Genomic DNA, 20,097 nt, shown 5'->3' on the forward strand with positions numbered 1-20,097 from the left:
TTAAGGGGAATGCAATGAAAACGGCCAATGCTATTGATACATTGCGCGATCTGGCAGAACAGGACCTGGAAAAAGCGGTTATCCATCTCGGTGATATGCGCCGCGGCCAGCAACAGGCGGACGAGCAGCTGCATATGCTGCTCGATTACCAGGATGAATATCGCAACAAGTTAAATCAGGACATGTCAGGTGGCATCGCCAGTACCCGCTGGACCAACTACCACCAATTTATTCAGACGCTGGAAAAAGCCATTGAGCAGCATCGTCAACAGCTGCAGCAATGGGAAAAGCGTCTCGATCAGGCTCTCAACAACTGGCGCGAAAAGCAAAAGCGGCTCAATGCCTACCAAACGCTAATCACCCGCGCTGCCGAAAACGCTTTACGACAGGAAAACCGTCTCGACCAGAAACGGATGGATGAATACGCCCAACGGGCTGCATTGAGGAAAAGCGAATGATTACGCTGCCAACAGTGGTGACGCAAACCCCGGTTGCGGGTGATGCGGACACTTCAGTTTCGACGGACGTTCTGCAGGGGGTGGAAAACCTGCCGCAGGACTTCGTCACCGCGCTGGGAAATAAGCTACTCACGCTGGCACAACAACAAGGTACCGGCACGCAATCGGCTGATTCATCAGCAGAAAGCGATGAAAAATCCAGCAAAGGTGTCTCCCTGAGTACGCTGATGGAGGCACTGGACAAACCAGAGACCCTGAACGCACTTTTACAACCGGAAAATATTAAAGCCACGCTGAAATCAGCCGATGATAAGGATAAGAGTGAGGCAAGTTCGTTAAGCGCCAGCGACTTACAGAATGTTCAGGCCCTGTTCGCTATGTTGCCAGCTGCGGTAGAAAACCGAACCACGCAGACAGCAGCCACCAGTACGCTGAGTGACAACACCAGCGAGAAAAGCGCCGGTCTGAATAGCACCTTACTGAATTCGCTGGCCAGTGCCGTGAAGGATGAACAACCAGACACACCCGCGGCCACCACTTCGGCGGTGACCACGAAGAAAACCAGCGATGTCGCCGATGCGTTAACTGCGCAGACCACGACAACGTCGGCCGCCAGCACCACGGCCAGTAACAGCAGCACCAACAGCACGGCTTTGACGCTGGATGAAAGTTTTCAGCAGGTGCTGAGCACGTTGAGTAAACCGGATGATAAGCGTGACCTGAGCAGCAACGACACGACCACACCGATTACCAGCGCGCCGTTAAGCAGTACCAGTACCCTGACCAGCAGCACCGCGTCGACCAGCACCACGCCATCGACCCCGATGCTCAACGCGCAACTCGGCAGTTCTGAGTGGCAGCAGGCGCTGAGTCAGCAGATTGTGATGTTCAGCCGCAATGGGCAGCAAAACGCCGAATTGCGTCTGCACCCGGAGGACCTGGGTGCGATTCAGATCAGCCTGACCCTGGATAAGGATCAGGCACAGTTAAATATGGTTTCCAGCCACAGCCATGTGAGGGCCGCGCTGGAAGCGGCTCTCCCACAGCTGAAAACGGCGCTGGCGGAGAGTGGCATCAACCTGGGACAGAGTAATGTCAGCAGCGACGCCTCCGCACAGGGCCAGAATTATCAGGGCCAGCAGGAAGGTCGCCGTGATGGCAAGTCAGGTAGCTTTACCCTCTCCCAGGACAGTGACAACGAGATAACGCCTATTGCCGTCCCGGCAGCCCTCCAGGCGCGCGCGACCGGCAACGGCGCTGTCGATATCTTTGCCTGACAGCGGCTAACGCTGAAGGTAAGCGTAAAACCCGCGTCTTTTCTTCCCATTGTTTGACTTAAGACGCGGGATAATCTGTCCAGGCGAGCCGAAAGGCTTGCCCATAATTCACAGGAAGTAACTGCAAACATGTCTGATAACGCGAAAGCTAAAGGCCGCAAACGTTCAATATTAATTCCGGTGTTACTGATTGTGACGCTGGCCGCTTGCAGCGTGGCAGGCTATGCAGTCTGGCGAATGATGAATAAACACGAGGGCGATAAGCCGGAAGTGGCAAAAGTTGAGCCGCCACCCGCCCCCGTATTTTTTGCAATGGATACTTTTACGGTTAACCTGGTCAATCCTGACAACGATCCAGACCGTGTGCTGTACGTGGGCTTTACGCTGCGTCTGCCCGATGAGGAAACCCGTCGTCGGTTGAATGACTACCTGCCGGAAGTGCGCAGCCGCCTGCTGTTGCTGCTTTCCCGCCAGAGTGCAAGTGCGCTGGCATCGGAGCAAGGCAAACAGGCCCTGGTTGATCAAATCAAACAGGTGCTGTCACCGCCGCTGGTAAAAGGTCAACCTCCGCAGGTGGTCAGTGACGTGCTGTTTACCGCCTTCATTTTGAGGTGATTTAATGGGCGATAGCATTCTCTCCCAGGCTGAGATTGACGCGCTGCTCAATGGCGACAGTGACAGCGCGGAAGTAGAGAAGAGTTCCACCGGGGGCGATGGTGATATTCGTCCCTATGATCCCAATACCCAGCGCCGCGTGGTACGCGAGCGTTTGCAGGCACTGGAGATCATCAATGAGCGTTTTGCCCGTCACTTTCGTATGGCGCTGTTTAACCTGTTGCGTCGCAGCCCGGATATCAGCGTTGGGGCGATCAAGATTCAGCCGTACCATGAGTTTGCCCGCAACCTGCCGGTGCCGACCAACCTGAACCTGATCCACCTGAAACCGCTGCGCGGTACCGCGCTGGTGGTGTTCTCGCCAAGCCTGGTGTTTATCGCCGTGGATAACCTGTTTGGTGGCGATGGCCGCTTTCCAACTAAAGTGGAAGGCCGCGAATTTACCCATACCGAACAGCGCGTCATCCGCCGCATGCTGAAGCTGGCACTGGAAGGTTACAGCGACGCCTGGAAAGCGATTTATCCGCTGGATGTGGAATATGTCCGTTCTGAGATGCAGGTGAAGTTCACCAATATCACCACTTCACCGAACGACATCGTGGTGAATACCCCGTTCCAGGTGGAAATTGGTAACCTGGTCGGTGAATTCAACATCTGTATTCCGTTTTCAATGATTGAGCCGCTGCGCGAGCTGCTGGTCAATCCCCCGCTGGAAAACTCCCGTCAGGAAGATAATCACTGGCGTGACAATCTGGTGAAACAGGTGCAGCACTCGGAGCTGGAGCTGATTGCCCACTTCGCGGATGTGTCGCTGCGTCTGTCGCGTATTTTGCAACTGAAACCTGGCGACGTCCTGCCCATTGAGAAGCCGGATCGCATCATCGCACACGTAGATGGCGTACCGGTGCTGACCAGCCAATACGGCACGATAAATGGCCAGTATGCGCTGCGTGTCGAGCACCTGATTAACCCGATTTTGAATTCGCTGAATGAGGAACAGCCCAATGAGTGACAGCAAGAAACCGTCCGATGACGACATCTCCGCGGACGATCTGTGGGCTGAAGCAATGAATGAGCAGGCGGCAACCAGCGCGCCGGAGCAAAGCGATGGCGTGTTTAAATCGCTCGACGCCGGCGCGACCAGCGGTTCATTGCAGGACATCGATTTGATCATGGATATCCCGGTCAAACTGACTGTGGAGCTGGGTCGCACCAAGATGACCATCAAAGAGCTGCTGCGCCTGACTCAGGGGTCGGTGGTGGCGCTGGACGGTCTGGCCGGTGAACCGCTGGATATTCTGATCAACGGCTACCTGATTGCCCAGGGCGAAGTGGTGGTGGTCAACGACAAATACGGCGTGCGCATCACCGACATCATCACCCCCTCTGAACGCATGCGTCGTCTGAGCCGCTAATAATGTTAAAGAACGCGCAAACGGGTCAACCGATGATCCAGAACGAACCGGTGGTTTCGACCGGTTCGGTGGTAGGCCAGGTCAGCAGCGTGCTGGCGGTGATTATCCTGCTGATCCTCGCCTGCGGCTGGCTGGCGCGCCGCCTCGGTTTTGCGCCAAAAACGGTAAACGGACAGGCGCTGAAAGTCAGCGCCAGTGTTCTGGTGGGCAAGCAGGAACGCGTGGTGATTGTCGATACGGCGGATGCCCGTCTGGTACTCGGCGTGACCGCGCAGCAAATTACCCATCTGCACAGCCTGCCCCCGGTAGCGCCGGAAGAACTTTCGGCTCCCCCGGCACCCGCGCAGGATTTTCGTCAGCTGCTACAGACTTTGGTTAAACGTCCCGGAAAACCCCAATGATGCGTCGATTGCTTCCCCTACTGCCGCTGCTGTTGCTGGCACCGGTTGCCCATGCGCAACTGCCAGGTCTGGTAAGCCATCCGCTGGCAAACGGCGGCCAGAGCTGGTCGCTGCCGGTTCAGACGCTGGTCTTTATCACCTCCCTGTCCTTTCTTCCGGCAGTGTTGCTGATGATGACCAGTTTCACCCGCATCATTATTGTGTTTGGTTTGTTGCGTAACGCATTGGGTACCCCGTCGGCCCCGCCCAACCAGGTGCTGGTGGGTCTGGCGTTGTTTCTGACCTTCTTCATCATGGCACCCACTTTCGACAAAATTTATACCGACGCTTATCTGCCGTTCAGTCAGGACAAGATCAGCATGGATGTCGCCATTGATAAAGGCGCCCAGCCGCTGCGTGACTTTATGCTGCGTCAAACCCGCGAAGCTGACCTCGCCCTGTTTGCCCGTCTGGCGAATACGCCACCGATTCAGGGGCCGGAAGCCGTGCCGATGCGCATCCTGCTGCCCGCCTATGTCACCAGCGAGCTGAAAACGGCCTTTCAGATTGGTTTCTCGGTGTTTATCCCCTTCCTGATCATCGACCTGGTGGTTGCCAGCGTACTGATGGCACTGGGGATGATGATGGTGCCACCGGCCTCAATTTCGCTGCCTTTTAAACTGATGCTGTTTGTACTGGTGGATGGCTGGCAGTTGCTGGTGGGTTCACTGGCACAAAGTTTCTATTCCTGAGTGGCGTAGTTCGCCACTTTTCTCAACACAGGAGCGCAACATGACACCCGAATCGGTAATGGTAATGGGACAGGAAGCGATGCGTATCGCACTGATGATGGCCGCCCCGATGTTGCTGGTGGCGCTGATCAGCGGTTTGTTCATCAGCGTGTTGCAGGCCGCCACGCAGATAAACGAACAAACGCTGTCGTTTATCCCTAAAATTCTCGCCGTTGCCGCCACCGCCGTGATTGCCGGCCCGTGGATGCTGAATCTGATCCTGGATTACATGCGCAACCTGTTTAGCAACCTGCCTTATATCATCGGTTAATGATTACCCTCGACAGCAGCCAGCTGGTCCACTGGGTCAGCCAGTTTTTCTGGCCGATGGTACGTTTGCTGGCGCTGTTTGGCAGCGCACCGGTTTTGAGCGAGAAAAGCATTCCTAACCGCGTCAAAATTGGCCTGGCGTTGCTGACCACCTGGATTTTAATGCCGCTGCTGCCATCGGTTAACGTTACGCTGTTTAGCGCGGCCGGTTTCTGGCTGCTGCTGCAGCAAATATTGATTGGCGTCGGCCTCGGTCTGACCATGCAGTTTGCCTTTGGCGCAGTGCGCATGGCGGGTGAAGTGATTGGCTTGCAGATGGGACTGTCGTTCGCGACCTTCTTTGATCCCGCCAGCCGCCTCAATATGCCGGTACTGGCCCGTATCCTTGATATGCTGGCGATGCTGCTGTTCCTGACGTTTGACGGTCATCTGTGGTTGATCTCCATGCTGGTCGACAGTTTTCACACCATGCCGATCAGCGATCACCCCCTGAACGCCAATGCGTTTATGGCGCTGGTTAAAGCAGCGGGATTAATTTTCCTTAACGGCATGATGTTAGCGCTGCCATTGATCGTTCTGCTCCTCACGATCAATATGGCCCTGGGTTTGTTAAACCGTGTTACACCACAGTTATCAATTTTCGTTGTGGGCTTCCCGATAACCTTATCTGTGGGTATCCTCAGCCTGGGTCTGATGATGCCTTTGCTCGCCCCCTTCTGTGAACATCTCTTCAGCGAAGTCTTTGATTTGCTCGCTCAGTTCATGTCTGAACTCTCCCGGCAAGGATGATTAACGATTCTGTAGCCGTTCTTAAGTGATAGTTAAGGATTCAAAATATATTTGTGCATTTTTCGAACCATATTTCTCAGAAATCAACTGAGGAAATTCTGATAAATGCGCATTTATGGTGAAAATTATTCTTATTAAACGGCGCTTCAAGTATTTTAGTCAGACGAATCCTACCATGCCTAAGCGTGTGGATTCGTTGAGAAAATGCCCAAAAGATTGTTTTTGAACAAAAAAAATTTAACAGCGATTTTTCTTGTAAGAATTCTTTTTTTACGGCATTGTCAACACTCGCTGAAGCGTCACACTTTCGCAATTCAAATGTTTTTAAGATTTGTCCTATCAGATTTGTCTGTGACATGCGCGATAGTGACATGGCTCGCAAAAACAGGGCGATTTAAGTACTTAAGGCAACTTCCCGGCGATTCCCACTATCGCGGGGACAAGAGTGACGTTGAAGCAACACAACAAACTTCGCAGGACGGGTCAGGGAAGAGTCATTATGGCGCAGGGGTGTAGATCGACTTCGCCAGACTGCTGAGCAGAATAAAAAAGTGTCTTTGGAAATCTCTCTCGTACCGCAAACGCGTAATTCATCGTTGATTTAAACGGATAACAAATTTGGTGAGGGTCGCTAACATGCCAACGATTATTATGGATTCATGCAACTACACACGCCTGGGATTATCGGACTATATGTCCGCAAAAGGAGTTAAAAAGAAAAATATTACTTCCGTGTCGGACATCGAGCAATTGCAGCAACGCTGTGAACAGCTAAAGCCCGGAGTGGTATTTATTAACGAAGAGTGTTTCATTCATGAATCCGATTCCAGTGATCGTATTCGCGGCATTATCATGCAGCACCCTGACACCTTATTTTTCATCTTCATGGCGATTTCAAACATCCATTTTGAGGAATATCTCTACGTTCGTAAGAACCTGATTATTACGTCAAAATCGATTAAAACATCGACCCTGGACTCCTTACTTGGCACCTACCTGCAAAAGAAACTCAATGCAGCGCCGCGAATTTCAGCTGGACTTGATATTCACCCTCTGACATTAAGTCAGACTGAATCAAATATGCTGAAAATGTGGATGTCAGGCCACGACACTATTCAGATTTCAGACAAGATGCAAATTAAGGCGAAAACAGTTTCGTCACATAAAGGTAATATTAAACGCAAAATTAAGACCCACAATAAACAGGTTATTTACCATGTTGTGCGTCTGACGGATAATGTTACCTCTGGCATCTATGTCAACGTGCGATAATTTAGCACGGTAAAAATAAGGGCTAATCAGCAGATTAGCCCTTTTGCGTTTTATCCATTTTGCGATGCAGATCCCACTCTGCCGCCTAATCCTTTCCCCTGCCTTGCCGATGTTAGCTTCAGCACACCTACCTAACTGAGAGCAAGGATATGAAAACAGCATCGATTGATGAGCAACATAAGCTCAGCATCTGGCAGAACCTGCGCCTGATGCCTCTTTTCAGCATGATCTTTGGTGGCATTCTGCTGCTTTTTGCCCTGTGCATTGGACTCGCCAGCTACTTTCTGATTCAAAGCAATACGTCGCTGAATGATGCCACGGATGAAATTCAAATCCGCATGGGGATTTCCAACAGCTCCAACCATCTGCGCACCGCACGTCTGAATGTGATCCAGTCCGGCGCGGCGGCACGTATTGGTGAGATGGAGGGTTACCGTGCCGATCTGGCACGCACCGAGCAGCGCATTGAGCAGGCACGCGCGGGCTTCAAACTTTATATGGATCGTAAGACCAAAACAGCCGAAGACCTGGCACTGGATGCCCCGCTGACCGAACGCTTCAATGCTTATATCGATAAAGGACTGAAGCCGATGATCGACTCGGCCAAGCAAGGCAGCTTTGAAGGAATTATCGCGCAGGAAACTGACGTCACGCGCAAACTGGATGATGCGTATAACCAGGTGTTACTGAAGGCGATTAAGATTCGCACCGACCGGGCTGATGCCATTAACGCCATGGCGGCACATCAATCCCGCATTGGTTTTATCGCGATGGCAGCGGCATTTGCCGCCGCGCTGGTGCTGGTGCTGCTGACCTTCCTGTTCCTGCGCCGCGTGGTGATCAACCCACTGCGTCAATCCGTGGCACGCATTGAACGCATCGCCCAGGGCGACCTGACTGCGCCGGAACAACAGTGGGGCCGCAGCGAAATTGGTAGCCTGCTGCATAATTTGCAACTGATGCAGGCTTCGCTGGTACGTACCGTAGGCACGGTGCGTGAAGGCGCGGTGGCGATTTATCAGGGTTCCAGTGAGATCTCTGCCGGCAATACCGACCTCTCTTCGCGTACCGAAGAACAGGCTTCTGCGCTGGAGCAAACGGCGGCCAGCATGGAACAGCTGACAGCCACGGTGAAACAAAACGCGGAAAACGCCCATCATGCCAGCCAGCTGGCTGCGGATGCTTCCGGTAAAGCGCGTAGTGGTGGTGAGCTGGTCAATGGCGTGGTGAAAACCATGAATAACATTTCCGGCAGCTCGAAGAAAATTGCTGAGATTACCAATGTGATCAACAGCATCGCCTTCCAGACCAATATTCTGGCGCTGAACGCTGCGGTTGAAGCCGCGCGTGCCGGTGAGCAGGGGCGCGGTTTTGCCGTGGTTGCCAGTGAAGTGCGTAGTCTGGCACAGCGCAGCGCCCAGGCGGCGAAAGAGATTGAGTCGCTGATTGGCGAGTCGGTTGATCTGATCAGCAATGGCTCCAGTCAGGTTGGCGCAGCAGGAGCCACCATGAGCGAGATTGTTGAGGCGGTACGTCGGGTGACCGATATTATGGCGGAAATCGCCGCCGCCTCAGATGAGCAGAGCCGTGGCATTCAGCAGGTGAGTCTGGCTGTGACTGAGATGGATAACGTGACGCAGCAGAATGCCTCGCTGGTTGAGGAAGCCTCGTCGGCAGCAGCATCACTGGAAGATCAGGCCGGCAAACTGACGCAGGCAGTGGCGGCATTCCGTTTAAATGACAGTCCGGGATTGCTGGTGTCCACATCCTCTGCGCCAGCGCTGCCGAAGACGTTTAGCCCGCGTCCGGTGCTGGCAGCAACCAGTAATGATAACTGGGAAACGTTTTAATTCGTGGCAGACCGCAGCGGTACCGATAAACCCCGCGCAATAAATTGCGCCGCTACAACCCAGTGCGATATTGGGTAGCGGCGCGATTTATCGCGCAAGGCCGTGCGCCTGGCCGAAAAAAACGCGCGATTAATCGCGCCGCTACGGGTGAAACTCTGTTATTCCTCTGCGAAGGGTTCGACAAATATCCCTTCCGCATGATCGCTTTCATTAAAGAACCAGATACCCAGCGGATAATCCTCCAGCGCCACCAGATACATCACCCCTTCATTAAAGGGTTCCACCGCCAGGATTGTCCCGCTACGGCGTGGACCGCCGTCTGTCTTTACCGTCACGCGGTCATTGACCTTCATTGATTACTCTCCAGAAATAGTGCCTCGGACACAGTGTAACGGAAGAAATGAACGACTGTGTGATCATGATCAGCATCAGATGATTCGCACATCAGGCTGACTAACGCTACGCCCGGCAAGGGATTTTCACTTTCTTAACGATTAGCGGCGAGACTTTTGACGCCCGCACCGCGTAGAATTTTCAGCACTGCACCAACCCCAAAGGCGCAGTCAACCTAAAAGTAACAAGGATTTTTGCCCGCGCAGCGCGGGCTTTTTTTTGCCTGTCACTCAGCCACCTGCCCATTTCCCTCTGCCGTCTATACTGTTTTAAGACCCCTTGCGCCTTTCAGGAGGCTGATGATGGCAACTGCAAAAGAGTACAGCGATAACGTTCAGCGTGAAGTGAATATCGATGTTGAGGCGTTGCTTCAGGCAATTCAGGAAAAAACCTCGGGTGAGGTGAAAGAGTATATGGAAGCCGAGCACGCACACCGCGTCAGAGTGGATGGTGAATCTTACGACTCCTATACCGAACTGGCGGAAGCCTTTGAACTGGATATCCGCGATTACACCATCACCGAAGTCAACCGCTAACCTTGACGGCAAAAAAATACCCGGCGGGATGGCCGGGTAAAGATAAAGCGCTAAATTCGTTACACCAGGAAAATCTCTAACACAGCAGCCAGATTACGCTGTGGTCTGAATAAGACAAGTGCCAGCACTTACTGGAGAGGCAACGCCATGCGCCTTGGTTACGCAGGTTGTTACCGAAAACACCGCGCGTTTGCTGTCTTTTTTCTGCACAATCTTCCGGCATGCACAATGCTGCTATCACAGCGTTTTCGGATTTATCTCAGAGCAGCTTCACGCTGACAGGCGAAAAACTGTGATCGCGATTACGCTATTATATTGATAATTCCTCGCTTTACGCATGCCCGAGGGGGTAAGGAGTGTGATGATGGTCAGCCTTGACCAACCGCTATTGATTGTCACAGACCTCGATGGTTCGCTGCTGGACCATCACGATTATCGCTGGGATGCCGCCAGCGAATGGCTGACGCGCCTGAAACAACATCAAATCCCGCTGGTGATTTGTTCCAGCAAAACCGCTGCCGAAATCATTCCGCTACAGAAGAGACTCGGCATTGCTGGCGCACCCTTTATTGCCGAAAACGGTGCACGTATCGCCTGGGGGGGTGAGCAAACCCTGCCCGAAGATCCCGGCCGCGACTATCTTGATCTCTGCCAGCAGCTAAAAACCTTGCAGGAAAGATTTCATTTCACCGGCTTTCACGACTTCAGTGATATGGAGGTGGCGAAATTCACCGGGCTGACACCGGCCGAAGCGCGTCAGAGCCGGTTACGTGAGGCATCCGAAGTGCTGCTATGGCGCGATGAACCCACGCGTCTTGAAGAATTCCGCGCGGCACTGGCACTGCTGGGTCTGGCGTTAACCCAGGGCGGGCGTTTCTGGCATGTCATGCCACAGGGCAGCGGGAAAGGCATCGCGTTGCAACGGCTGCAACAACATCTTGCCCGGCAGGAAGGCCAGACGCGCATCACCCTTGGCCTCGGCGATGGTCCCAATGATGCACCGATGCTGGAACGCGTCGATTATGCCGTGGTGATTAAGGGTTTCAGTAAAACGCCCGTCATCCTGCAACGCGATGATGATGAAAACGTCTACCACACCGCACATGTTGGTCCACAGGGCTGGCGTGAAGGTCTGGATTATTTTCTTGCCCAACCCGATTAACGGGCCGCACAGCTAATCAGAAGGATGAGGCGATGAGTGATTTTTACCAGAATGGCGTGATAACCAACTTTCATAATCTCACCCACCGCAGCGTTGAATCGCTGGAAAAAGAGATGGTGCGCTTTGCGCGCAAACGCAAAATGGGGCTGATTTTACCGTCGTTGTTTTCCGAACTGGAAGGCCCGGCGCTGGATAATATCGTTAACGAACTGGCGAAAGTCCCCTACCTCGATGAAATCGTCATTGGTCTCGATCGTGCTGACCGCGATCAGTTTCTGTTTGCCCGCGACTTCTTCTCCCGCCTGCCGCAACGTCACCGTATTTTATGGAATGACGGACCACGGCTGAAGGCGCTGGACGCCGAGCTGGACAAAGAAGGTTTATCCCCCAGCCAGCCAGGCAAAGGCCGCAACGTGTGGTTCTGCACCGGCTACACCCTGGCCTCTGACCGCACCAGCTGTGTCGCCCTGCATGACTGCGATATCGTCACCTATGAACGCAGTATGCTGGCGCGTTTGCTCTATCCGCTGGCTAACCCGGCTTTTCAGTATGAGTTCTGCAAAGGTTTTTACGCGCGCGTCGCAGGCGGCAAACTGAATGGTCGTGTTGGGCGTTTGCTGGTCGGCCCGTTGCTGCGTTCATTACAAAAAGTCTACGGCCATTCGGAGTATCTCGATTACCTCGCCAGTTTCCGCTATCCCCTGTCTGGCGAATTTGCCATGCGCACCCATGTGCTGAATAACATCAAAATTCCCGGTGACTGGGGTCTGGAAATTGGGGTGCTGTCGGAGATTTATCGCAACTACACCACTCGCCAGAGCTGCCAGGTAGAGATCGCCGACAACTACGATCATAAGCATCAGCCGCTGTCGGAAGAGGACGGTACCGGTGGATTGAAACGCATGAGTAACGACATTGTGCAGTCGCTGCTGCGTAAGCTGGCGACGATGGGTGTCCCGCTGACCAGCGATTCGTTCCGGGTGCTGAAAGCCACCTACTACCGCAATGCGCTGGATATGATGGAAATCTACAACCACGAAGCCACCATGAACGGCCTGAAGTTTGACCAGCATATCGAAGAAGCGGCGGTGGAAATGTTCACCCAGGCGATTCTCGACGCCGGTCAGGCGTTTATTGAACGCCCGAATGATAAACCCTTTATTCCCAGCTGGAGCCGCGTGCAATCTGCCTTCCCGGATATCCTGCAACGGATTTATCAGGCGGTGGAAGAAGATAACGACGGCAAAGTCTAATCCTCACTGCACACGCGATTACGCCCGCTGGTTTTCGCCAGATAGAGCCTGCTGTCCGCTTTGGCCTGCAGGCTTTCGCCGTGATAATCGCCCTGCTCCTCGCTGCTGGTAACCCCGGCGGATAACGTGATATTGAAAGTGGTGCTGGCATTAACCAGGATGGTTTTTGCCGCCAGCCGCGACCGGATACGTTCTGCCACCGCAGCGGCTTCCATAAGCGTGGTTTCCGGCAACACAATACAGAACTCCTCGCCACCGATACGGCCCGCAACATCATATTTACGCAGCGTATGGCTGATGACGCTGGCCACCCGAATCAGTGCCTGATCGCCCGCGTGATGCCCCCAGGTGTCATTCACTTTTTTGAAGTGATCGACATCTAACTGAATCACCGCAATCGGCTGTCCCAGCTGCTGACAATGCGCCGCCTGCGCGACGAACTGTTCAAAGAAGGCGCTACGATTAAGCAGACGGGTTAAGCCGTCATAGTTGGCTCGCCAGGTGAGGCGTTCAGAGAGATCGTCCATACGCCTTACCAGGCGGAAAATGACCTGATGCGCCACCACCAGCAGCAGAACAAACAACATCCACATGCCAAACAGGAAGAGAGAGACGCGCCCCAGCTCCTGCTGCATCCCCTGCTTCAGGCTCTGTACATTGACGATATAGGCATCAACATTCTTTAGCCTGCTCCAGCTGGCAAACTGCGTCCCGAGGCGCAGGATACCGCTGGGCTGCTGCTCCATCAGCACTTTTAACTGCTGCAGCTCCTGGGGTGCCAGCGGTTCATCATCCGGTGCATAGAGGCGTGCCACCTCGTTCATGCTGCGATCCATCATGATCAGTTTGCCCTGGAGTAAGGTATGGCGCATTTCCACCATCAATTCACGGATGCGTTGCTGGGTAAAATCCATCGACAAGACACCGTACCAGTAGCCATTGCTGATAATCGGTGCGGATACGGTAAGCATCAGACCTTCATTAAACAGCCCCTGGTAAGCGGTGGTCCAGCGCAGGCGCGAGTTGGCATTTTTCTGCGGTTGCTGGCTGCGAAAGTAGCTGCGCTGCACCATGGTGGCATAACTTTCTGCCAGCTCCTGGAAGCTTTGTGGTGGACGCGAGCTGATAAAAAATCCGGCGCGCGAGATGTACCAGAAGCGTGAGTGAAAATCCTGATCGGGATCGCTGAACTGCATAATAAAACTGAATTCCAGCGCCGCACGCAGTTCCTGGCTGATACGCGTTGGATCACGCTGTAATAATGGGTCGTGCGCCAGCCAGTCATCACTGACGCCATTGAGTGGCATGCTGCGTGGGCTTTCCAGCTGCAATTGCCATTGCGGTTCCCGGCGCAGCAGTTCAAACCGCTTTACCGCTTCACGGGCATTATCAGAGTCAAGCGGATGTGCCAGCGCGTAGTTGAGCATTTTTTCGTAATAAACCAGGCCATCCACACTTTCCTGGAACTGACTGTCCAGGCTTTTCTGGATTTCCGCCAATTGCGCGCGCTGCCGTTCTTCATAATTGGCCTTGAGCTCCAGCGCCTCATGCACCGTGAGCAAGGCTGAAAAGAGAAACACGGCCAGAAAGCAAAGATGAACGCGCAGAAAAGGATGTTCCGACTGCCGGGGAAGTGGCGTTTGTGCCATCAGCGACCATGCTCCGGAAAAGGTGAATTAAAACAGTGTAGTCAGCGGGAGAATAATGGTACAGGCAGGAAGACAGGGGAAATAACACGGGACGACAAAAAGCCGTCCCGGAGGCGGGTTAGCTGGCCAGTTGACGCGCTGCGGATGAGTGACAGAGTTCGTCACTATGGAAAGCCTCACGGCGCACGCTATAGCCATCATACCAACGACACTCTACCATTCCGCTGGCATAGCCGGTCACCACCATAGTGGGTCCGCCCTGTTTATGCTGAACTTCGTCACTGATCGCAAAGGTCATTACGCGCCCTCCCTTCTACCGTTGAATGAACCTCATCAGGTATAGCAGGTGGGGGATGTTTTTGCCTATAAGAGTTTGTGATTACAACTGCAATTTAGGAATAAGCAGTTAAAAATGCGGAAAATAAAAAAAGCGGATAAAAATTATTATCCGCTTTGAAATCGTTTCCCGGGTGGGAAAATCAGATTTTACAGCCTTCGCAATCGGCTTCGTCGCTCAGATCGGTCGGCACTTCGCTGGCTTTTTCAGCCGCTTTTGCCTCAGCCTGTTCCAGCTGTGCATCGATATCGAATTCAAACATATCGTCGTTCATCATCGTTCTCCTGACCCGTGATTAAAAATTTCCTGCGCTTTATAACGATTATCCACGCAATTTGGCAACCAGATTCACCACTAATAGCACGATCGACCCAATCAGGAATCCCAGCACCAGATTGGCGCCGTTACTCAGCAGTACCGAGATCAGCGCACCAAATCCGCTGCTGTACTCGGTAATGGCATGATGCAGCGGGGTAATACCATGCACCACAATGCCACCCCCGACCAAAAACATCGCCACCGTGCCAACCACCGACAGAATTTTCATCAGGATGGGTGCCGCCGCCAGCAACAGCCCGCCGACCGCCTGCGCCAGCGTGGAGGATTTTTCCCGCAGCCAGTAACCGAGGTCGTCGATTTTCACAATTACCGCCACGATACCGTAGACGCCGACGGTGACCAGAATCGCGATGCCCGCCAGAATCAGCACCTGATTCAGCAATGGCGCCTCTGAGACGATACCGAGCGTAATGGCTACGATCTCAGCGGAAAGAATAAAATCGGTACGCACCGCACCTTTCACTTTATTCTTCTCAAATTCCCGCGGGTCCTGCTGCGCCAGCTGCTCAAGCCGCTGCTGCCGCGCCTCCGGGCTTTTTTCTGCTTTATCATGATTCAGGCTGTGCAGCACTTTCTCCACCCCCTCATAGCAGAGATACGCGCCGCCCAGCATCAGCAGCGGCGTAATCAGCCAGGGGATAAATGCGGAGATCACCAGCGCCAGCGGCACCAGAATCAATTTGTTGATAAACGAGCCTTTCGCAACACTCCACACCACCGGCAATTCGCGATTGGCTTTTACGCCTGTCACCTGTTGCGCATTGAGTGAGAGGTCATCCCCCAAAACACCTGCGGTTTTTTTTGCGGCCACTTTGCCCATGACCGAGATGTCATCAAGCAACGTTGCAATATCGTCCAGAAGCGTCAGTAAGCTGGTTCCTGCCAAAATATTATCCTTATTCCGGTTCGTGATCCTGACAACAGGGGCAACGCTCAATCATCGTCACCGACATATCGGCGATGCCCGCACAATCCCACTCGACGCGTAACGGTTGCCCTGCCACATCACCCGCATGCACATACTTGCTCACCGGACTTTCTGTCATACCGGTAATCTCTTCGGTTGCCACCAGCGTATCGCCCAGATAGATACGTGCAGTGGCTCGGGTGTCGACCATCCGTTCGTCACGAAGTTGGTACAGGCGTTTGACCGTCAGTTTTATGCTGCTCATGGCTATGTTCCGCGTCCCAGAGAAAGGGGAGATCTAAACCGTTATGGCGTATAAAAGCAACAATCACCCTTATTCACCCCGATAATGATGCAAACCAGCATGATCAATTTCACCGCTGTGGCTGGCGGCCAATAACCACTCCTCCAGCCGTTCGATCAGCGCGTTATCATCCAGACGCAGCTTACCGCGCAGTGCGCATTCCCAGATGATCAGCACCTTCCAGCCGCTCTCCTGTAGTTGCCGGACATAACGCCTGTCGCGTTCAACATTACTGTTAATTTTTCCGCTCCAGAATTCGGTGCGTGTGGCAGGCATTTTGAACAGGTAGCAGTGATGGCGATGCCAGAAGCAGCCATGAACAAAAATAATCGCCTGCTGGGCAGGCACAACAAAGTCAGGACGGCCCGCTAATGCTTTATCCTGCACCCGATAGATAAAACCACGGTCTTTTAATATCAAGGCGATACGCTGTTCAATCTCAGTATCCTGATTACGAATCGCGCGCATATTCTTGCTGCGTACATCGCGGGAATGGACGTCGGCCATAACGTTTCCTTCTTCTTGTGGCTCCTTCAACTTTAGCGGTTTGGGGCAAAAGCGAAAGCGGGATGCGCAGTGATGGGATTGAAGGCAGGCACAGCGGGCCAATTTCTTCGTGGCGTGATGAGTGATAGCATAGTCGCTTCACTGTTAAGGAAAAACGCATGCACGCCGAAGAGACTGCCGCGACTGCCTCACCCTCCCCGCTCACTGTTTCCACCGTTGATGAAGCCAGCATCCTGCTGCAACAGGTGCTGGCCATTTATGCCGCGCGCGATCTGGTCATCACGCTTAGCGACGCCGGTGGTCGCGACTGGAATGTGCAGCGCCTCAACCGCATACGTCAGGGGAAGATCGCGGCTCCGGCGCTAAGCAGCGCGGAAATGACCAGCCTGCGGGCCTTGTTACCCACCCGGCCCGCACATTACGCTGCTCCCGCCTTCCAGTTTATCGACCTGTTCGCCGGTATTGGCGGCATTCGCCGGGGGTTTGAGCAGATTGGCGGCCAGTGCGTCTTCACCAGTGAATGGAATAAAGAAGCGGTGCGCACCTATAAGGCGAACCACTATTGCGATCCCCAGACTCATCGTTTTAACAGTGATATCCGTCAGGTGACACAACCGGCGGGCCTGAGCGATGAGCAGGAGATCTATCAGCACATCGCCAGCACCATCCCTGATCATCAGGTACTGCTGGCCGGTTTCCCCTGCCAGCCGTTCTCACTGGCAGGCGTGAGTAAAAAGAACGCGATGGGACGGGCGCATGGTTTTGAATGCGAAGCACAGGGCACCTTATTCTTCGACGTGGCACGTATTCTGGCCGCGAAAAAACCACCGTTCTTTGTGCTGGAAAATGTCAAAAACCTCAAGAGCCACGATAAAGGCCGCACTTTTGCCATCATCATGGCGACCCTCGATGAGCTGGGCTACGATGTGGCCGATGCGGATGATGCCGGGCTCCCCGATGCCAAAGTGGTTGATGCACGCCATTTCCTGCCACAGCACCGCGAGCGCATCGTGCTGGTGGGTATCCGACGTGATCTCGGACTCAGTGCCGGTTTTTCCCTGCGGACACTCTCCTCACTTTACCCGAAAAAAGTCCCCGCCCTGAGCAGCCTGCTGGAACCGCAGCCCGATGCCAAATACACCCTCTCCCCGGTACTGTGGAACTATCTCTATCAGTACGCGAAAAAACATAAAGCCAAAGGTAATGGCTTCGGTTTCGGCCTGAACGATCCGCGCAATCCGGCGGTGTGTGTACGTACTCTGTCGGCGCGTTATTACAAAGATGGCTCGGAGATTCTCATCGATCGCGGCTGGGATAGCGCCCTCGGCGAGCAGAACTTTCAGCACGCCGGGAATATGGCACGTCGTCCGCGCCGTTTAACACCACGGGAATGCGCACGCCTGATGGGATTTGAAGCGCCCGGTGAAGCACGTTTCCGCATTCCGGTATCAGACACACAAGCCTATAAACAGTTTGGCAACTCGGTGGTGGTGCCGGTATTTGCTGCTGTCGCGCAATTGCTGCTGCCATTGATCGAACAATACACCCGCAACAACGAGTGATTTCGGTCCAGTATTTCCTTTAGGGACGAGTGTTCTGCTGTTTTCCCTGGCGGTCACTCCCCTATCACCAAACTGTCACACGCCCTGCCAATACTGCTTTTTATTTTTTGGGGGCGTTTGATGTCACTCCTTTCCGTTATCTCTCTGCCAGCGCGCTTGCGCGCCCGGTTTTCCCTGCGCATACCTTTGTGGCTCACCAGCCTGCGCAGCCAGTTTTTGCTGTTTATGGTGCTGTTTTGCCTGCTGCAATCGGCAGGCGTGGTGCTGCTTAACAGTAAAGTGAATCAGACCCAAACCTCGCTGCAACAGGCCAGCCTGCTCCGGGATAGACTGGCCCTGCTGGATAAAGCCCGTATTGAGTTACTCACCGCCAGCGATAACAGCCACGGTGCGGGCATTTATCTGATGCAGGATCAGCAAAGCGGCTCAGTGGATAGCTGGAAAAGCCTTGCCGCTGCCGCTCAGGATTCGTTGAACCAGGCACAACAGCTGTTTACGCAATATCATGCCGCCGCCGATAGCCCGCTGGCGCAGAGTTTTGTCATGCTGGCTGGCGGGTTGCAGGAGCAGCTAAAAGGTCTCAGCGCCAATGATATCAATGCCTTCTTTATGGTGCCGATGCAGGCATTTCAGCAGCAATTCAACGATGCCTGGTTCAGTGAAATTGAACAGGCCAACCATCAGCTCAGCAGCGTGAATCAGAGTACCCTCAGCACCCTGAAACATAGCCGTGATTTGTCTTTGCTGGTCAGTGCGCTGCTGATGGTACTGCTGTTACTGACGGCGACGCTGCTGATTCGCGGTGTCTTACAGCCGCTGCGGCGTGCCAATGCCCAGCTGGCACAAATCGCCACCGGCGACCTGCTTGCCAGCCAAACCTTAGCAGGCCGCCAGTCGCTGGAAACACGCCAGTTATTTCAGTCAATAGATACCATGCGCCAGGGGTTGCAGCTGATCGTGAGCGATATCAACACCGTGGCGGCGAGTGTCGCGGCCGGTGCCGAACATATGCAACAGCATAACGAACAGGTGATGCAGCAACATCAGGCACAAAACGCCAGTTTCCATCACCTGTCACAGCGTCTGCATCGGGTATCCGAAGAAGTGGAAAACGGCGCGCGTTTCTCGCAGCAGGCCACCCAGGAAGCCCAATCCGCCGATACGTTAATGCGTAACTGCGCGCGGGAAGTGGATAACATGGAACATCAGATGCAGCAGATCGTCAGCGCGTCGGGCGATATCGCCGGGATTGTCGATATGCTGGATAATCTGTCGCTGCAAACCCGGTTACTGGCACTGAATGCCGCCATTGAATCGGCGCATGCCGGAGTGTATGGCCGCAGTTTCTCGGTCGTGGCGAAAGAGATTGGGTTGTTGTCGCAGCAAAGCGGCCAGTCTACACGGCAGATTGATGGTCTGATTCAGCATACGCGTCAGCACGTCAGCGACGGCTTCGATAAAGTGAAAACGCTGGAAACGCTGTTTGCGCAAATAAGCCACGCGGTTTCGGGTGTGGTACAACAGCTGGATGATCTGCAAACCAATACCACCGCCCAGAGCCGCCGGGTCAGCACGATTGCCCAGGAAGTGGTGGCGATGAGCGAGCAGCTCCAGCAAAACGAAACGCTCAATGCGCAGCAGGTGGTCGCCGCTGCGCAGTTGCGTGATCTCTCAGACCGCCTGGCGCAGCGCGCTCAGCAGTTTCGCGTCGAAGCCGCTTAAATTTCCAAAAAGAAAAACCCGTCAAGCGACGGGTTTATTCTTATTTTTTCTTCTTGCCCTGCTTCTTCAGCAGCGCGCGGATCTGTTTCAGTTCAGCGGTACTCAGCTGTTCAGTCGGTGCTTCTTCTGTGTCCTGATTATCAACCGCGTCCTGAGCCGGTGCCAGTAAGCTCGCCTGCAAACGATTAACAATCTCCTGGCTCATGGAGATCTGGTTGTCCAGAGCCAGCTGTTTGATGTGTTCTTTCAGCGCAGGATCAATTTTAATGGTTAAGTTAACGGTCTCGGTCATCTTGTTACTCCTTTTTG

The 20,097-nt window shown here is 53.8% G+C and carries 24 protein-coding genes; 16 read left to right on the forward strand and 8 right to left on the reverse strand.

Annotated features, from left to right (window positions below):
• Nucleotides 1-14 precede the first annotated feature (14 nt).
• The 11 genes from fliJ to CUN67_RS11810 all read left to right on the forward strand — a co-directional run bounded on the left by fliJ (nucleotide 15) and on the right by CUN67_RS11810 (nucleotide 9,117).
• A complete protein-coding gene (fliJ, locus tag CUN67_RS11760; RefSeq protein WP_208715465.1) occupies nucleotides 15-458 on the forward strand; it encodes a flagellar export protein FliJ in 444 nt (147 codons plus the stop codon).
• Nucleotides 455-1,735, forward strand: coding sequence for a flagellar hook-length control protein FliK (locus CUN67_RS11765; RefSeq protein ID WP_208715466.1), 1,281 nt, complete (start codon nucleotides 455-457; stop codon nucleotides 1,733-1,735). Before fliJ ends, CUN67_RS11765 begins: the two co-directional genes overlap by 4 nt.
• 129 nt (nucleotides 1,736-1,864) lie before the next feature.
• Complete coding sequence (gene fliL, locus CUN67_RS11770) at nucleotides 1,865-2,350, forward strand: flagellar basal body-associated protein FliL (RefSeq protein ID WP_208715467.1); 486 nt, start codon at nucleotides 1,865-1,867, stop codon at nucleotides 2,348-2,350.
• A 4-nt stretch (nucleotides 2,351-2,354) separates the two neighbouring features.
• Complete coding sequence (fliM, locus tag CUN67_RS11775; RefSeq protein ID WP_208715468.1) at nucleotides 2,355-3,362, forward strand: flagellar motor switch protein FliM; 1,008 nt, start codon at nucleotides 2,355-2,357, stop codon at nucleotides 3,360-3,362.
• Entirely contained in the window at nucleotides 3,355-3,765 is a 411-nt protein-coding gene (fliN, locus tag CUN67_RS11780) for a flagellar motor switch protein FliN (protein WP_208715469.1), read from the forward strand. The genes fliM and fliN overlap by 8 nt, the downstream gene beginning before the upstream one ends.
• Nucleotides 3,766-3,767: 2 nt before the next feature.
• Entirely contained in the window at nucleotides 3,768-4,166 is a 399-nt protein-coding gene (gene fliO, locus CUN67_RS11785; protein WP_208715470.1) for a flagellar biosynthetic protein FliO, read from the forward strand.
• Nucleotides 4,166-4,897, forward strand: a complete 732-nt coding sequence (gene fliP / locus CUN67_RS11790) for a flagellar type III secretion system pore protein FliP (RefSeq protein ID WP_084878493.1) — start codon at nucleotides 4,166-4,168, stop codon at nucleotides 4,895-4,897. Before fliO ends, fliP begins: the two co-directional genes overlap by 1 nt.
• 40 nt (nucleotides 4,898-4,937) lie before the next feature.
• Nucleotides 4,938-5,207, forward strand: a complete 270-nt coding sequence (gene fliQ / locus CUN67_RS11795; RefSeq protein WP_208715471.1) for a flagellar biosynthesis protein FliQ — start codon at nucleotides 4,938-4,940, stop codon at nucleotides 5,205-5,207.
• Nucleotides 5,207-5,995 carry a flagellar biosynthetic protein FliR gene (gene fliR, locus CUN67_RS11800; protein WP_208715472.1) on the forward strand — a complete coding sequence of 263 codons (789 nt, stop codon included), beginning with the start codon at nucleotides 5,207-5,209 and terminating at the stop codon, nucleotides 5,993-5,995. The genes fliQ and fliR overlap by 1 nt, the downstream gene beginning before the upstream one ends.
• Before the next feature lie 636 nt (nucleotides 5,996-6,631).
• The gene (gene rcsA / locus CUN67_RS11805; RefSeq protein WP_013509559.1) at nucleotides 6,632-7,267 is read left to right on the forward strand and encodes a transcriptional regulator RcsA; all 636 of its coding nucleotides are present in this window, start codon (nucleotides 6,632-6,634) and stop codon (nucleotides 7,265-7,267) included.
• Between the two features lie 149 nt (nucleotides 7,268-7,416).
• Nucleotides 7,417-9,117, forward strand: a complete 1,701-nt coding sequence (locus CUN67_RS11810; protein WP_208715473.1) for a methyl-accepting chemotaxis protein — start codon at nucleotides 7,417-7,419, stop codon at nucleotides 9,115-9,117.
• 158 nt (nucleotides 9,118-9,275) lie between these two features.
• Here CUN67_RS11810 and dsrB read toward each other — a convergent pair whose 3' ends face one another.
• Nucleotides 9,276-9,470, reverse strand: a complete 195-nt coding sequence (dsrB, locus tag CUN67_RS11815; protein WP_084875626.1) for a protein DsrB — start codon at nucleotides 9,468-9,470, stop codon at nucleotides 9,276-9,278.
• Nucleotides 9,471-9,812: 342 nt separating this feature from the next.
• On the opposite strand from dsrB, the gene yodD reads away from it, so the two are divergent.
• From yodD to CUN67_RS11830, 3 genes are all read left to right on the forward strand, one after another.
• The gene (gene yodD, locus CUN67_RS11820; RefSeq protein WP_208717179.1) at nucleotides 9,813-10,046 is read left to right on the forward strand and encodes a DUF2525 domain-containing protein; all 234 of its coding nucleotides are present in this window, start codon (nucleotides 9,813-9,815) and stop codon (nucleotides 10,044-10,046) included.
• A 364-nt stretch (nucleotides 10,047-10,410) separates the two neighbouring features.
• Nucleotides 10,411-11,208, forward strand: coding sequence for a mannosyl-3-phosphoglycerate phosphatase-related protein (locus CUN67_RS11825; RefSeq protein WP_208717181.1), 798 nt, complete (start codon nucleotides 10,411-10,413; stop codon nucleotides 11,206-11,208).
• A 32-nt stretch (nucleotides 11,209-11,240) separates the two neighbouring features.
• The gene (locus tag CUN67_RS11830) at nucleotides 11,241-12,461 is read left to right on the forward strand and encodes a glycosyl transferase (RefSeq protein ID WP_208715474.1); all 1,221 of its coding nucleotides are present in this window, start codon (nucleotides 11,241-11,243) and stop codon (nucleotides 12,459-12,461) included.
• Here the strand turns inward: CUN67_RS11830 and dgcQ are convergent.
• The 6 genes from dgcQ to CUN67_RS11855 form a co-directional block, all read right to left on the reverse strand.
• Nucleotides 12,458-14,110: a cellulose biosynthesis regulator diguanylate cyclase DgcQ gene (gene dgcQ, locus CUN67_RS11835; protein WP_208715475.1), complete on the reverse strand. Its 1,653-nt coding sequence runs from the start codon at nucleotides 14,108-14,110 to the stop codon at nucleotides 12,458-12,460. The genes CUN67_RS11830 and dgcQ overlap by 4 nt on opposite strands.
• Before the next feature lie 118 nt (nucleotides 14,111-14,228).
• Nucleotides 14,229-14,408: a YodC family protein gene (locus CUN67_RS11840; protein ID WP_208715476.1), complete on the reverse strand. Its 180-nt coding sequence runs from the start codon at nucleotides 14,406-14,408 to the stop codon at nucleotides 14,229-14,231.
• 181 nt (nucleotides 14,409-14,589) lie between these two features.
• Nucleotides 14,590-14,724 (reverse strand): hypothetical protein, encoded by a 135-nt coding sequence (locus CUN67_RS30595; RefSeq protein WP_302882495.1) that lies wholly within the window; start codon nucleotides 14,722-14,724, stop codon nucleotides 14,590-14,592.
• Nucleotides 14,725-14,769: 45 nt separating this feature from the next.
• A complete protein-coding gene (locus CUN67_RS11845) occupies nucleotides 14,770-15,672 on the reverse strand; it encodes a DUF808 domain-containing protein (protein WP_208715477.1) in 903 nt (300 codons plus the stop codon).
• 10 nt (nucleotides 15,673-15,682) lie between these two features.
• The gene (locus CUN67_RS11850; RefSeq protein ID WP_208715478.1) at nucleotides 15,683-15,958 is read right to left on the reverse strand and encodes a hypothetical protein; all 276 of its coding nucleotides are present in this window, start codon (nucleotides 15,956-15,958) and stop codon (nucleotides 15,683-15,685) included.
• A gap of 69 nt (nucleotides 15,959-16,027) precedes the next feature.
• On the reverse strand, nucleotides 16,028-16,504 hold the full coding sequence (locus tag CUN67_RS11855) for a very short patch repair endonuclease (RefSeq protein ID WP_208715479.1): 477 nt from the start codon (nucleotides 16,502-16,504) through the stop codon (nucleotides 16,028-16,030).
• 158 nt (nucleotides 16,505-16,662) lie between these two features.
• Here CUN67_RS11855 and dcm point away from each other — a divergent pair, with 158 nt between their 5' ends.
• A complete protein-coding gene (gene dcm, locus CUN67_RS11860; RefSeq protein ID WP_208715480.1) occupies nucleotides 16,663-18,066 on the forward strand; it encodes a DNA (cytosine-5-)-methyltransferase in 1,404 nt (467 codons plus the stop codon).
• A gap of 120 nt (nucleotides 18,067-18,186) precedes the next feature.
• A complete protein-coding gene (locus CUN67_RS11865; RefSeq protein WP_208715481.1) occupies nucleotides 18,187-19,788 on the forward strand; it encodes a methyl-accepting chemotaxis protein in 1,602 nt (533 codons plus the stop codon).
• A 40-nt stretch (nucleotides 19,789-19,828) separates the two neighbouring features.
• Here the strand turns inward: CUN67_RS11865 and CUN67_RS11870 are convergent, their stop codons facing one another.
• Nucleotides 19,829-20,080, reverse strand: a complete 252-nt coding sequence (locus CUN67_RS11870) for a hypothetical protein (RefSeq protein ID WP_208715482.1) — start codon at nucleotides 20,078-20,080, stop codon at nucleotides 19,829-19,831.
• Nucleotides 20,081-20,097 lie beyond the last annotated feature (17 nt).

This window comes from Pantoea cypripedii, assembly GCF_011395035.1.
GTDB classification, from domain to species: Bacteria; Pseudomonadota; Gammaproteobacteria; order Enterobacterales; family Enterobacteriaceae; genus Pantoea; species Pantoea cypripedii_A.